This window comes from Shewanella sp. SG44-2, from assembly GCF_014164215.1.
Taxonomy (GTDB): Bacteria; Pseudomonadota; Gammaproteobacteria; order Enterobacterales; family Shewanellaceae; genus Shewanella; species Shewanella frigidimarina.
In genome coordinates this window covers 14,585-28,164 of the sequence record NZ_JACJEU010000009.1, presented here as the reverse complement: position 1 = coordinate 28,164, position 13,580 = coordinate 14,585, and the positions used below count along the sequence as shown (strand labels likewise).

12 protein-coding genes are annotated in these 13,580 nt (G+C 42.4%); 2 read left to right on the top strand and 10 right to left on the bottom strand.

Annotation, left to right across the window (positions count from 1 at the left end):
- Positions 1–2,334 carry an EAL domain-containing protein gene (locus H5181_RS09225; protein ID WP_182750857.1) on the top strand — a complete coding sequence of 778 codons (2,334 nt, stop codon included), beginning with the start codon at positions 1–3 and terminating at the stop codon, positions 2,332–2,334.
- A gap of 92 nt (positions 2,335–2,426) precedes the next feature.
- A complete protein-coding gene (locus H5181_RS09220) occupies positions 2,427–3,623 on the top strand; it encodes a hypothetical protein (protein ID WP_220491685.1) in 1,197 nt (398 codons plus the stop codon).
- 232 nt (positions 3,624–3,855) lie between these two features.
- Here the strand turns inward: H5181_RS09220 and xthA are convergent, their stop codons facing one another.
- The 10 genes from xthA to H5181_RS09170 form a co-directional block, all read right to left on the bottom strand.
- Entirely contained in the window at positions 3,856–4,662 is an 807-nt protein-coding gene (gene xthA / locus H5181_RS09215; RefSeq protein WP_182750855.1) for an exodeoxyribonuclease III, read from the bottom strand.
- Positions 4,662–4,961, bottom strand: a complete 300-nt coding sequence (locus H5181_RS09210) for a YciI family protein (protein WP_011636894.1) — start codon at positions 4,959–4,961, stop codon at positions 4,662–4,664. Before H5181_RS09210 ends, xthA begins: the two co-directional genes overlap by 1 nt.
- 35 nt (positions 4,962–4,996) lie before the next feature.
- Positions 4,997–5,548, bottom strand: coding sequence for a septation protein A (locus H5181_RS09205; protein WP_011636895.1), 552 nt, complete (start codon positions 5,546–5,548; stop codon positions 4,997–4,999).
- Between the two features lie 120 nt (positions 5,549–5,668).
- Positions 5,669–6,562 carry an ABC transporter substrate-binding protein gene (locus H5181_RS09200; RefSeq protein WP_182750854.1) on the bottom strand — a complete coding sequence of 298 codons (894 nt, stop codon included), beginning with the start codon at positions 6,560–6,562 and terminating at the stop codon, positions 5,669–5,671.
- A 90-nt stretch (positions 6,563–6,652) separates the two neighbouring features.
- Positions 6,653–7,456: a tryptophan synthase subunit alpha gene (gene trpA, locus H5181_RS09195; protein WP_182750853.1), complete on the bottom strand. Its 804-nt coding sequence runs from the start codon at positions 7,454–7,456 to the stop codon at positions 6,653–6,655.
- The gene (gene trpB, locus H5181_RS09190) at positions 7,449–8,660 is read right to left on the bottom strand and encodes a tryptophan synthase subunit beta (protein WP_011636898.1); all 1,212 of its coding nucleotides are present in this window, start codon (positions 8,658–8,660) and stop codon (positions 7,449–7,451) included. The genes trpA and trpB overlap by 8 nt, the downstream gene beginning before the upstream one ends.
- Positions 8,661–8,717: 57 nt before the next feature.
- The gene (gene trpCF / locus H5181_RS09185; RefSeq protein ID WP_182750852.1) at positions 8,718–10,121 is read right to left on the bottom strand and encodes a bifunctional indole-3-glycerol-phosphate synthase TrpC/phosphoribosylanthranilate isomerase TrpF; all 1,404 of its coding nucleotides are present in this window, start codon (positions 10,119–10,121) and stop codon (positions 8,718–8,720) included.
- Complete coding sequence (trpD, locus tag H5181_RS09180; protein WP_102036508.1) at positions 10,114–11,157, bottom strand: anthranilate phosphoribosyltransferase; 1,044 nt, start codon at positions 11,155–11,157, stop codon at positions 10,114–10,116. Before trpD ends, trpCF begins: the two co-directional genes overlap by 8 nt.
- Positions 11,157–11,759, bottom strand: a complete 603-nt coding sequence (locus tag H5181_RS09175; RefSeq protein WP_182750913.1) for an aminodeoxychorismate/anthranilate synthase component II — start codon at positions 11,757–11,759, stop codon at positions 11,157–11,159. The genes trpD and H5181_RS09175 overlap by 1 nt, the downstream gene beginning before the upstream one ends.
- A 29-nt stretch (positions 11,760–11,788) precedes the next feature.
- Positions 11,789–13,357, bottom strand: coding sequence for an anthranilate synthase component 1 (locus H5181_RS09170; RefSeq protein ID WP_182750912.1), 1,569 nt, complete (start codon positions 13,355–13,357; stop codon positions 11,789–11,791).
- Between the last annotated feature and the right edge of the window lie 223 nt (positions 13,358–13,580).

Sequence of the window (13,580 nt, the reverse complement as noted above, 5' to 3'; positions counted from 1 at the left end):
TTGCTATTTTTTAATCGGCTGCAAACACGGATTTTTGCTTTTTTTGTATTGTTAATCATTACCGTATTGAGTTTGTCTTTTTGGTTAACATACCAAGCTAATCAAAGGTTAGAGCAACAGTATGTGGCCAATCAACTTGAAGTAGCGAGCTTAGTTTTCGAGTCGCAATACGATAACCGAAACTATTATTTGGCGGCATTTGCCGCGACGGCCGCAAAAGACTTTGGCTTAAAAGATATCTTTATTGATGGTGATAATCGTAGTTTTCTGGTGGCATTAAATAATCATCGCAGTCGGATTAATGCATCTTTAGCAATGGCGGTGTCTGCCGAAGGTAACGTTATTGGCCAGCTGGTGGCCTCGCAAGGTGAATTAGGTCGTGAATCCGTTGCTTTGGGCTCGGAACAGAGTGAAGTGTTTCGATACAAGTTAGGTTCCGAGTTTGAAACACTGAGCCCATTTTATTTATTAGATAATAAACTGTATCAAATTAAGTTTTCACCACTCACCAGTGGCGGTAATAGCGTTATCGGTTGGGTGGGTTTTGGGTTTCTTATCGATGATACCTTAGCTAATTCGTTGCAGAAGCTCACCGGTTTAAACAGCGGTTTTATGTTAACAACCGAAAATAATGTCATTGCGGTTGGCCATTCTGGTCTGTCGTTGCCAGACGATGAAACCTCACTATTATCGCGTTATATCATCGAAGAGAAAACCAACCACGATTATATTCTGTGGAAGCAATTTTTAGGTGAAGTCGATGGCCAGTCTTTACATGCCTATATGTACAAATCCCGCTCTGATTTGTTGGCTTCAATAGAATCACAGTGGTTACAACAAGTCGCAGTGTTAGTTATGATGTTACCGGTGTCTTTGTTGTTGGCATTTTGGATATCGGGCAGTATCACTCGGCCGATCACACAATTAATAGCCCAAGCACGTTTTATCGCACAAGGTAATTATGACTCCAGTGTGAGTGTCGATTCCAGTATTGAGCTACAACAATTAGCCACTGAATTTACCTCAATGCAGCAAGCTATTTTACAACGAGAAAAAGCCATTGCTCATCAAGCTTATCATGACCCATTAACCAATTTAGGCAATCGTAATGAATTACAGCGCACGATTGAACCTTGGTTAGTCGCGGGGTCAACGATGGGGCTGTGTTTAATTAATATTCGCCGCATGACTGAAATTAATGTCACGTTAGGTCACGCTGTAGGCGATGAGGTGATTAAAGAAGTGGCTAAGCGTTTATGTGAGGTAAATCCCGATGCCCTAGCTTATCGATTATCGGGTGATGAATTCGTTTTAGCATTTAAGCATTGTGAACATCAATCGTTTGATGTGCTTCTCAAAAAGCTCCAACATCAAATTGGCCAAGATTATCACTATCAAGATGTAATGTTACATTTGCAGTTTACTGCTGGTGTCAGTTTTTATCAGCCAAACGTAGATATTGTTACCCTACTAAGACAAGCTGATACCGCTCTGCAGCATGCTAAAATAAATAAGCGTGACTATCAAATCTACGACGCCAATATCGATAAAAATAGTATTGAACGTTTTCAGCTCATTAATGAACTTAAAGTGGCTATTGAGCAAAATCAGTTAGTGTTGTATTACCAACCCAAATTAAACTTAGCCAAACAAAAAATTACCCATGTTGAGGCACTCGTTCGTTGGAATCATCCTGCTAGAGGCATTATTCCACCTGATACGTTTATCCCTATCGCCGAGAAAACCATGCAAATGGATGCATTAACTCGTTGGGTGATTACCGAAGCGATGGATCAATATCATCGTTGGCAATTACTGGGTATTAATATGTGTATAGCGGTAAATATTTCGGCTGAAAATTTAAAAGATGAACAATTTTGTCACTGGGTTATTAATGCTCTCGCTGAGCATAATGTTCCGGTTGCGGCGATGACGTTAGAAATAACTGAAGATGCGGTAGTGTCAGATCCTGAACTTGCGGTAAAGCAGCTTACCTTACTGCGTAAAAATGGACTGACGTTATCAATAGATGACTATGGCACGGGCTATTCTTCATTGGCGCAATTGAAACAACTGCCAGTCGATGAACTTAAAATTGATAAGTCATTTGTGCAAAAGTTGCTGGAAAATGAAGCTGACCAAATTATAGTGCAATCGACGCTACAATTAGCTCATAATTTGGGCCTTAAAGTGGTTGCCGAAGGCATAGAAGACAAGGCTACTTTAGAATGGTTAACCAAACTTAACTGTGAAATGGGCCAAGGCTTTTACTTGTCGCGTCCATTGCCTGAGCAGCAGTTTAATGACTGGTTAGGGCAATCTGATTACCTGTAGGAGAATTGATTATTTGCGGCTTACTTACAAGGATAGTGTGTTGCTTACTGTATGTGAGTAGCTGTGTTTATGCCGACTCATTGGACCCTGACATGAATGGTCGTATGGATGTTGAGCATGATGTCAGTGGCGTGATTGATGTCCGTGTTGGTTATGCTGATAGCATCGATTCATATTTGGATGGTGGATTGGGCAAGTTTGGCGTTGATAATGGTGCACACTTAGCCTTATCACAACTGGGGTTAAGTTATCACAGCCAATGGGGCGATGCTTGGTCGAGTCGTATTGTGGCGAATGGATATGTTGATGGTATCAATAATGGATTAGGTATCACTGAAGCCATTTTACGTTATCGTGATATTCCGAGTGAGCAAGGTATTCGGTTTGATGTTCAGTTTGGCTTGATGTATCCGCAAATATCGTTAGAAAATGTTGCTACAGCGTGGGCGTCGCCTTTCACCTTAAACTATTCAACCATTAATAGTTGGTTAGCCGAAGAAGTCAGGCATGTTGGCCTGTCGACAACGGTTGAATCATTAGGGAAATATCGGCAATCAGAGCATGATTTTTCATTAACAGCTGAAGCATTTATGTTTAACGATACCACTGGAGCTATGTTGGCCTGGCATGGCTGGACTCAAACCTCAAGACAAACCTTAGTGCAAGAAACCATTCCCATCACTGCCATTCCTGCAATGGAAGAGGGTGGTATGTTAGATGTTCAAGCCGCTAACTCAGATCCTTTTACTGAACTTGACGACCGTATCGGTGGCCATGTACTCGCAAAGTGGACTTGGCGTAATAAAGGCAGTGTTCAAGCCGGTTATTATGACAATAACGCCAATACGCATATTGTTCAGCAAGGTCAATATGTGTGGTTGACCCAGTTTGGTCACATCGGGGCAAAATGGCGTTTGCCATTTGGTGTCAGTTTAATCAGTCAATTTATGCAAGGAACCACCTTAATGACCAATACTGACGGTTATCCTGTGGTCGATAATGATTTTTATTCTGGCTACGTGTTATTGAGCAAACGTTGGGACAAGCACAGATTAAGCCTAAGAGTTGAAGACTTTTCTGTTACCGATAATGACCTTACTCCTGAAGATAATAATAATGAAGATGGCCAATCATTGACCCTTGCGTATCAATATCAACTCGATAGACCGTGGTTTATTCAATTTGAATATAATGCTGTCGATTCAACTCGACCTGCTAGAGCGTATCTTAATGAATCGGCCGAACTGCTTGAGCAACAATGGCAAGTGTCTAGCCGTTACTTTTTTTAGTTAAGCCTACTGCAAGTTAATTCAATAAAGTTAGCAAGATAGGGGGCAGTTTGAAAGGTGTTTATTATTCCAAGTTTAAGTTAGTTAACGGCTTGTATGGGTTAACTACTAACAAGAGCTAATGGCTAACGCAGAGTCAACAATCATAAAAAAACGCTATGCTGTTAGGCATAGCGTTTTTTGTTCAAGCGTTATGTCGTTTAATCTAAGCGTCAGTTAACATCCACTTCGATTAACTAAATGTGCTCCAAATTGGCGCGTGATCTGATGGTTTATCAATACCGCGTAATTCGTAATCTACATCTGACTCAACTAATAGTGGCAACATTGACTCTGTGACCAGAATGACGTCAATTCGAAGTCCACGGTTATCATCAAAACCTTTACTACGATAATCAAACCATGAATAACGTTCAGTGCGAGTAGGGTGTAATTGACGGAAACTATCGATAAAGCCCCATTGCTGTAAACGTGCTAACCATTCACGTTCTTCTGGTTGGAAACTACATTTACCGGTTTTTAACCAACGTTTGGCGTTAACCTCACCAATACCGATGTCTAAATCGGTTGGCGAAATATTAATGTCACCAATAATCGCGATGTCTTCATCTGCGCTATGATGCTTTTCTAAATGCACCATTAAGTCTTGATAAAACTTACGTTTCGCAGGGTACTTTGTTTCATGATGGATGCTTTCACCTTGTGGAAAGTAGCCATTGAAAACGGTTAATATGCGGCCATTATCTTGCTTGAATTGACCAATAATCAGGCGGCGTTGCGCGTCTTCATCATCGGTTTCAAAACCTTTAATAACATTGACAGGTTCTGCTTTTGACAACATAGCCACGCCATAATGTGCTTTGCCACCATGATAATGGACCTTGTAACCCATAGCCTCAACATCAGCTACTGGGAAAGCTTCGTCATGCACTTTGGTTTCTTGTAAGCCAATTATATCGGGTGAATGACTGTCAATGAGAGCTTGCAGTTGATGCAAACGAGCACGAATACCATTGATATTAAAAGAAACTATTTTCATTAAGGAAGCACTCGTTTAAATGGCTTAACGATAACGCTTTTGTACACGCCAGCACCGATATAAGGATCCACATCAGCCCAAGCTTGTGCATCTTCTAATGAAGGAAAGTCAGCAATAACTAATGATCCTGTGAAACCCGCTTCACCAGGATTTTCATTATCAATTGCAGGGTGTGGTCCGGCAGTTAATAAACGGCCTTCATCGGCTAAAGCTTGTAAACGTGCTAAATGTTCAGCACGAACAGATAAACGCTTTTCTAGACTGTTTTCAACATCTTGAGATGAAATCATATACCACATATAGCTGCTTCCTTTATTTGATTTTACATAAACAATTATTGGTTATCAGTAGGTTGCGAGTTGTCATCTTGCATATTTTTATACAGATAAACTACCGTTATTACTGTGTTAATTAAGGTAAGGGCGGTTAAGCCAAATACTTTGAAATTAACCCAGGTTTCTAAAGGTAAATTAAACGCAATATAAATATTGGCGAAACTACATAATACAAAAAATCCAACCCAATACCATGTGACTTGGGCCCATATTCTATCGTCCACTTTCATTTCTTTGCCTAACATGCTCTTAAGCGCAGATTTTCCCATGATTTGTGAGGCAATTAACCCTATAGCAAACAAGGCATAAACGATACTGACTTTCCATTTGATAAAAGCATCATCGTGGAAAAATAGGGTGAGGGAACCAAATACCGTCACCATGGCGAAGGTGGCTAAATGCATTTTTTCAATATGTTTATAAATCAGATAGGTAATGACGAGTTGAATAGCCGTGGCAGCAATCAATACTCCTGTTGCTGCGTAGATATCATAGAATTTGTAAACGGCAAAAAAAATGACAAGTGGTAAAAAGTCTAACAGTTGTTTCATAAAAATCTCTTGCAGGAAAAGGACAACAAACCGCTGTCACTACGACAATATATGCCGATTGTAACATGATGAGATAGTGTTTATGAACCATAAGCAGTTGTGCTATTGCTCCCTGAGTGATCATTGTTGCTTTAAGGTGAGCCATAACTGAGTTTCGTTGAGTAGATCAGCACTCTTTTTAGATAAAAAGGGATTATGCAACACAAATTCAGTGCGGTTATCCAGCTCTGATTTACTGAGCATACCTTGAGTGATTGGATGGTTGTAGAATAAGTCGTCGAAACTACCGTCATCGATGGCTTTTCTTAGGCCGAATTCAATGCGACTAGCTAAGGATGTGTTGTCTTTACTGACAAAAAAATAAATGGGGGCGGGGTATTTTAATAAAATTTTTCGTTCAAGTACGACATCTGGATAACGGTCCAAGTCTCGCCATGGTTCGTGTATTGAGCGGGGATAGTAGTCAAAGCGACCTTTCAGTAACATCGCTATTAAACGACTATCACTGCCCGATGTGACTGTAAAACCATTACTGTTCAAAATTGGCACATCTGGCCAATCAGCGCCTTGGCCAATTAAGGTTTTTTTGATGTCTTCTATGGAGTGTATGTTATCAAATTTAGCTTGATCATTTTTACGGATTAACCCAATTCGGTAACCCATTAGTCCTTTAAGCAATGGCACATAAATAGCTTGTAATTGATCTTCTCGTTCGATGCTGGTCATGGTCCAGACAACATCAATAATCGTGTTATCAGCCACCATTTTAAGTGCTCGACCCTGTGGCATTTGGATCATGGCGGCATTCATTTGAAAGTCACCATATTTATCGCGACTTTTTTCTAACGCAAGTTCAAGTAACGAGACAAAATACGCTTGTTTTGGGTCAATCCCATGAATTGCAGCATTATAAGTGACGATAGTTTTAGGTTGTGGGGAAGTGTCTACAGCCTCAAGACTGTAGCTAACAAATAGAATGGTAATCGTTAAAATCCCTATTAACGAACTTTTCATATAACACCGAGTTGGTTGATATTTGTCCTAGTATAACGGACATAAAAAAAGGAGCAATAAAATTGCTCCTTTTTCGACCAAAAATGGGGCTTATGTCGCCGCTTTCATTGTAGCGGTAAATTCAGCCAGTTTCGCGAGTAACGTGGCTTCATCATGTTGATGTGCTTCAATGATTTTAACCACTGCAGAACCTGAAATAGCACCAGCGGCTCCAGCCTTGATAGCGGCGCGCACTTGCTCAGGCTCGGCAATACCAAAACCTAATAGCGGTGGCGGCGCATTAAACTCGGCCAGCTGTGCCAGAATGTTTTCAATTGGCTCACCAGCTTTGGATTCTGTACCCGTGACGCCAGCTCGTGATAATAGATAGGTGTAACCTTCACCTTGTTCACTGACCATTTTTAAGGTGTCAGAATCAGCATTGGGCGGTGCAATAAAGATCGGTGCAATACCATGTGCTTTGGCGGCTTTACTAAAGGGAGCAGACTCTTCAACAGGCACGTCAGCAATCAACACTGAATCAACACCAGCAGCTTGAGCTTTAGCGTAAAACTCATCAATACCATTAGCAAAAACTAGGTTGGCATAAAGCAATAATCCGATAGGCATATCAGGGTGTTGAGCGCGGACTTTAGTGATGATGTCAAAACAATCACTAGAAGTTGTACCTGCCGCTAATGACCGTAAGTTAGCACCTTGTATAACAGGGCCATCGGCTAATGGATCTGAAAAAGGAAAGCCTAATTCAAGAGCATCCGCACCATTATCGACTAAGGTTTGAATAATTTTTAACGATAATTCAGGGCTCGGATCGCCAATGGTCACAAAAGGAACAAACGCACCTTTATTTTGTGCTTTCAGTGCAGCAAATTTTGCTTTATAACGGTTACTCATTGCCGCTCTCCTGTTGTTTTTGTTTGGCTTCTAAAATATCTGCCACTGTAAAAATATCTTTGTCACCACGGCCGGATAAATTAACCACTAAAATAGTTTCTTTAGTGGCTTCTTTTGCCATGCGTACAGCATAGGCTAGGGCATGGGCAGACTCTAATGCAGGAATAATCCCTTCGCAACGAGCGAGCGTTTGAAACATTTCAAGTGCTTCATCATCGGTTGCTGACTCATAACGAGCACGACCAATGGCATTTAAGTGTGCATGTTGTGGCCCAACGGATGGGAAATCAAGCCCCGCTGAAACCGAATATGACTCTTCAATTTGACCGTCGCTATTTTGCATTAAGGGTGATTTCATCCCAAAGAAAATACCGGTTTTACCATGTTTAAGCGGCGCGCCGTGCATCGGGGTATCAATGCCTTTACCAGCAGGTTCTACACCAATTAATTCCACTGACGGTTCGTCAATAAAGTCGGCAAACATGCCTATAGCGTTCGAGCCACCGCCTACACAAGCGATAACGGCATCAGGTAAACGACCTTCTTTTTCAAGAATTTGTTTCTTGGTTTCTTCACCAATCATTCGTTGGAATTCACGCACAATTGTCGGGAATGGGTGCGGGCCGGCTGCTGTACCTAATAAGTAATGCGCTTTATCATAACTTGCAGACCAGTCGCGCATGGCTTCGTTACAAGCATCTTTTAAGGTTGATGAACCCGATGTCACTGGAATAACCTCAGCGCCCATTAGCTTCATTCTAAATACGTTTGGAGACTGACGCTCAATGTCTTTTGCACCCATGTAGACTTTACATTTTAAGCCTAAAAGCGCACAGGCTAGGGCTGTGGCCACACCATGTTGGCCAGCGCCTGTTTCGGCAATGATTTCTTTTTTACCCATACGCTTAGCTAACAAAGCCTGACCTAATACCTGGTTGGTTTTATGCGCACCACCGTGGAGTAAGTCTTCACGCTTTAGGTAGATTTTCACCAGCGGATTTGGACTTAAATTACGGGTAAGTGTTAGCGCTGTTGGGCGGCCAGCATAGTTTTTCAACAGGTCGGTAAACTCAGCGATAAAGCTTTCATCTTGTTGTGCTTCAACAAAGGCCGTTTCGAGTTGTTTTAATGCAGGCACTAAAATCTGCGGTACGTACATCCCACCGTATTCGCCGAAATAAGGGTTAAGCTTGAGCTCGGTCATAAATATTCCCTTCGAGTAATAATGTTTTTAACTAAAAAAAGTGTCGTAAATAGAAAATTAATTACGGCGTAATTGAGTAAATGCAGCAATCAGTTTTTGGTGGTCTTTATGGCCAGGGGTAGATTCTACTCCTGAATTTAAGTCGACCCCATAAAATCCTTGTTGGCTTGCTAGATAAACATTGTCTGGGGTTAATCCTCCCGCCAACATCGCATCTTGTTTATCATCAATATCTGCTTGCCAATTAAACGTTTGACCGGTGCCGCCAAATTGTTGTGCTGACTTGCTGTCGTATAAATAACGATCGGCGCCAGCAGGTTTTTGGCTCACTTCGCCGCTATTACTGTCAATTGCAACGGCTTTCCAAATTTCGGTATTGAGCTGTTGTTGCTTAAGTAACGCTTTTAATTCTGTGATTTCAAGTTCAGTTTCATTGCCGTGTAATTGGACTGCAAAAAGATTCAGTGTTTGGGCTAATGAAGCGATATCTGCAACGGGGTGATTAACAAACACACCCACCATATTTAAGCCAATATTACGTTGCTGCATTTGGGTGATTAATTCACTTGCTTGTGCAGGTGTTACGGCTCTAGGTGATTTGGGATGAAAAATTAACCCTCCAAATACCGCCCCAGCTGTAGCTACTGCCTCAATATCGTCAATTCTAGTCAAACCGCAGACTTTATTGTTTCCAAAAATAAGCTGTCTGCACGCTAAATCAATATCGTCTTGCGCCATAATTGAACTGCCAACAAGATAACCGTCAACCAATGGATTCAGGCGGCAAACTTGTTGATGGTTATAAATGCCTGATTCACTAATGACCACTCTGTCTGCTGGGATTTGTGGTGCTAATAACTCAGTTGTCGCTAAATCAGTACTTAAGTCGCGTAAATTACGATTGTTAATACCAATTATTGGGGCAAGGAGATCAATCGCTCGAATCAATTCTGCTTGGTTACTGACTTCAGTTAAGGTATCTAATTGATACTTAGCCGCTTCGTTGGCTAATAAACGATATTGCTTATCATCAAGTACTGACAACATCAGTAAAATGGCATCAGCACCTTGATGGGCTGCCAATTTCACTTGATACGGGTCAACAAAAAAGTCCTTACAGATAATCGGTTGAGTTACCCTTGCGCGGACTTTTGGGATGTAGTCCATGTCACCTTGGAAAAACTGTTCATCGGTTAGCACAGAGATGCCAGCAGCGTAATGGACATAAATATCTGCGATGGCTTCAACATCAAATACAGGGCGAATAAGCCCTTTAGAAGGGCTGGCCTTTTTGCATTCAAAAATAAACTGAGCATTAGGTGCTTTCATGGCATCGTATAAGCTACGGTCAGATATTTTAGGCTGTAGACTGGCTTCAGGGAAACGCAGTTTTAGCGCGGCGATATGTGCCACTTTAGTATCAATGATACGGGTTAATACATTACTTTCTGGCTTACTCATTGTGTTCTCCAGCTTGGCTCGCGGCAGCTAAATCGGTTAATAAGGTAAAAGCTGTACCGCTGGCGAGTGTGGCAAGTGCTAGCTGAGTACCGGCTTGAACTGAGTCGCAAATACCACTGATATACAAAGCACAACCTGCATTAATCGCCACGGCATCTCGATGAGCAGGGAGGCCTTTACCTTGTAAAATGGCTTGAGTGATTAAAGCGTTGTCTGCTGGTTCTCCACCCGTTAGCTGTGCTATGTCTGCACGGTTAACACCGAGATCTTCAGGGCTAAGTTGGTAAGTACGCACCACACCGTCTTTTAGTTCTGCCACATGAGTATTATCATGTAATGCTACTTCATCTAAACCACTGCCATACACCACCATAGCGCGTTTAACCCCAAGGGCATGAAGTACTTGCGCAATAGGTTCGATAAGTTCAAGTGTATAGACGCCCAATAGCATAAATTCTGGGCTTGCTGGGTTAATTAATGGGCCTAGCACATTAAAAATAGTCCGAGTTTTTAACGCTTGTCTTACTGGTACTGCGTGTTTCACTCCGCCATGGTAATGCGGCGCAAATAGAAAACATAAGCCAAGCTTATCTAAACATAGGCTTGCAGCGTCTGGTGCCATGGTGAGCGCAATACCGCAATGTGACAGTAAGTCAGAAGAACCAGACTTACTTGATACGCTGCGGTTACCGTGTTTTGCTACTTTTGCCCCCGCAGCTGCTGCAACAAATGCGGCTGTAGTCGAAATGTTGATGGTGTTATGGCCATCGCCACCTGTACCGACAATATCAACAATGCCGCTTTGTTTTGAGGCATCACTGCGTGGGAAAGGTTTAGCGGCTTGGCGTAATGCGTCTGCTGCACCGGCTATTTCATCAATGGTTTCGCCGCGCATTTTTAGCGCCACTAACATACCCGCCATGGTAGCAGGTTGCATATCACCTTGAATAATAGTGCTAAACACTTGTGCCATTTGTTCGCGAGTTAATGGCTTACCTTGGTACAGATGGTCGAATAAGGTTTGCAGATTATCCATTACTTACCTCCAGTAAAGGCATTGTCTTGGGTTAAATACGCCAATGTCTGCGTAAGTAACTGACTGCCTAAGGTGGTTAAAATTGATTCTGGATGAAATTGAAAGCCCATTGCTTGATGTTGTGGATGCAATACTGCCATTGGCATGTCATCTGTGGTGGCAATAACGTCTAAACAGTCAGGTACTTTAGTCGCAACTAAGCTGTGATAACGGGCAACCGGTAATGGGGAGGGTAAATTGGCAAATACGCCCTGACCATTATGGAAGGTCGGGCTGGCTTTACCGTGGACAACAAACGGTGCTCGTTCTACTTTGCCGCCATAATATTCAACCATGGCTTGATGACCTAAACAGATGCCAAGCATTGGGACTTTACCAGCCACTTTGCCAATGAGTTCCATCATGCAACCCGCTTCATGAGGCGCACCAGGTCCGGGTGATAACACCAATGCCGTTTTACCGGTTTCATTGATGAGCTTTTCAGCCACATAATCGGCACTGACATCATTACGATAAATGACAACTTCACAACCTAGGCTGCGGAATTGATCGACTAGATTGTAAGTAAACGAATCGAAGTTATCGAGTAGGTATAATTTCATCGGTTTATTTGCTTGTGTGGTTGCAGTGCTCATAGCCCACCTCCCATTTTTATCGCAGAAATGACCGCTTGGGCTTTTTGACGTGTTTCATCCGCTTCGGCTTGTGGATCTGAGTCAAACACCACTCCAGCACCTGCTTGTATATGGGCAACATCATTTTTAACAAAGGCTGAACGGATAACGATGCAGGTATCCATGTCGCCGAGACCATTGAGGTAACCCACTGCGCCACCATAACTGCCGCGACGAGCTTGCTCTGCTTGGCGTACTAATTGTGATGCACGTACTTTTGGGGCACCCACTAAGGTTCCCATGTTCATGCAGGCTTGATAAGCGTGCAGAGCATCTAAATCTAAGCGTAATTGACCGGTAACACGACTGACTAAATGCATCACGTGCGAGTAACGATCAACTTTTAACAGTTCAGCTACTTTACGGCTACCGCTTTGGCTAATGCGAGCGATGTCGTTACGGGCTAAATCGACCAGCATTAAATGTTCTGATAATTCTTTCTTATCTAAACGCAGCTCAAGTTCGATACGGCTGTCTAGGTCAAAATCAATCTCACCTTGGGCATTTTTACCGCGCTTACGCGTGCCTGCAATGGGATATACTTCGACTTGGTTACTGGCCGCATCATATTTCAGGGCACTTTCTGGCGATGCACCAAATAAGGTGAAATCAGGACCTCTAAAATAGAACATATACGGACTTGGATTGGTTAAGCGCAAAGCGCGATATGCACCAAGCGTATTCGGGCAAGGTAAGCTGAAACAACGAGATGGCACCACTTGGAAAATATCACCGGCGACAATGTGTTCTTTCAAATCAATCACGGTTTGCTTAAATTGTTCGTCAGTAATGTTAACTTTTTCGTCGGTTGTCACTGGTGTTAACGGAGCAATATCACCTAGCTCGGCGCATTGTTCGATGACGTGTTGCAGTTGCAGATCTAATTGTTGTGCAATGATGTTATCTTGACTGAATTGGTGGCTAACAATCTCGGCTTGCTGAGTTTGATGGTCAATTAAAATAAGTGTTTCAGCAAGATAGAATAAATAGTCAGGGCAATCGTTGTGAGCGTTGGGCGCAGCAGGGAGTGGCTCGACGGTATCAATTAAGTCATATGCTAATACACCCCCTAAAAATAAATCTTCAAATTTAAGTGGATTATTGGTTTGAATGTGCTTAATAAACATTCTTAAGCCATCAAGAGGAGATGTTGACTTTAAGCGTGCATCTTCGTCTTGTAACTCGGTGGCCTTTTTCAACGTGACGATTAAAGTATCATTATCTCGTTGTTGCTGTGCATTACTGAAGAAGTTGGCAATTGGCGCTAACAAGGCCGCACCATTGTGCGTTAATGCACTAAACGTGAGTTGATAACCGTCGCAACGTATCATCATTGCCGCATGGGTGAGTACGATACTTTTTAAGTGGTCTTTACTTTCGACCTCAGCTGACTCTAACAGCATGGTATGCGGCGCATTGTTAGTGACTTGCTGATACAGTTTTAGCGGATCAGTATGGTAGGTTAATGGCTGCTTTTGCGTGGTAACCTGAGCGAGTTGGTTTGGTGTAGTCACTGTTGTCGTCATCACTATGTCGCCGCTCCTTGTATCCTGTTTGTTTATCATCTGTTGGCCTTTAATATTATGTAACCCGAGTGACTAAATTGAATGGGCCAAATAACAAGAAAGCCCACATCTCTGCGGGCTTTTTGGTAAAATCTTGTCTCTTAAAAATGAGCACAACGCTTCACACCACCCGTTAATTTGGGAAGTGCCACCACCATGTAATGTGTAATGAAGCTAAAGAGTG

Excerpts from the sequence above, each read along its gene's own strand:
- H5181_RS09170 (WP_182750912.1), bottom strand. The coding sequence starts at position 13,357 with ATGACGACAACAGTGACTACACCAAACCAACTCGCTCAGGTTACCACG.
- trpB (WP_011636898.1), bottom strand. The coding sequence starts at position 8,660 with ATGACCGAGCTCAAGCTTAACCCTTATTTCGGCGAATACGGTGGGATG.
- trpA (WP_182750853.1), bottom strand. The coding sequence starts at position 7,456 with ATGAGTAACCGTTATAAAGCAAAATTTGCTGCACTGAAAGCACAAAAT.
- xthA (WP_182750855.1), bottom strand. The coding sequence starts at position 4,662 with ATGAAAATAGTTTCTTTTAATATCAATGGTATTCGTGCTCGTTTGCAT.
- H5181_RS09200 (WP_182750854.1), bottom strand. The coding sequence starts at position 6,562 with ATGAAAAGTTCGTTAATAGGGATTTTAACGATTACCATTCTATTTGTT.
- trpCF (WP_182750852.1), bottom strand. The coding sequence starts at position 10,121 with ATGAGTAAGCCAGAAAGTAATGTATTAACCCGTATCATTGATACTAAA.
- H5181_RS09210 (WP_011636894.1), bottom strand. The coding sequence starts at position 4,961 with ATGTGGTATATGATTTCATCTCAAGATGTTGAAAACAGTCTAGAAAAG.
- H5181_RS09175 (WP_182750913.1), bottom strand. The coding sequence starts at position 11,759 with ATGAAATTATACCTACTCGATAACTTCGATTCGTTTACTTACAATCTA.
- H5181_RS09205 (WP_011636895.1), bottom strand. The coding sequence starts at position 5,548 with ATGAAACAACTGTTAGACTTTTTACCACTTGTCATTTTTTTTGCCGTT.
- H5181_RS09220 (WP_220491685.1), top strand. The coding sequence starts at position 2,427 with ATGAATGGTCGTATGGATGTTGAGCATGATGTCAGTGGCGTGATTGAT.
- trpD (WP_102036508.1), bottom strand. The coding sequence starts at position 11,157 with ATGGATAATCTGCAAACCTTATTCGACCATCTGTACCAAGGTAAGCCA.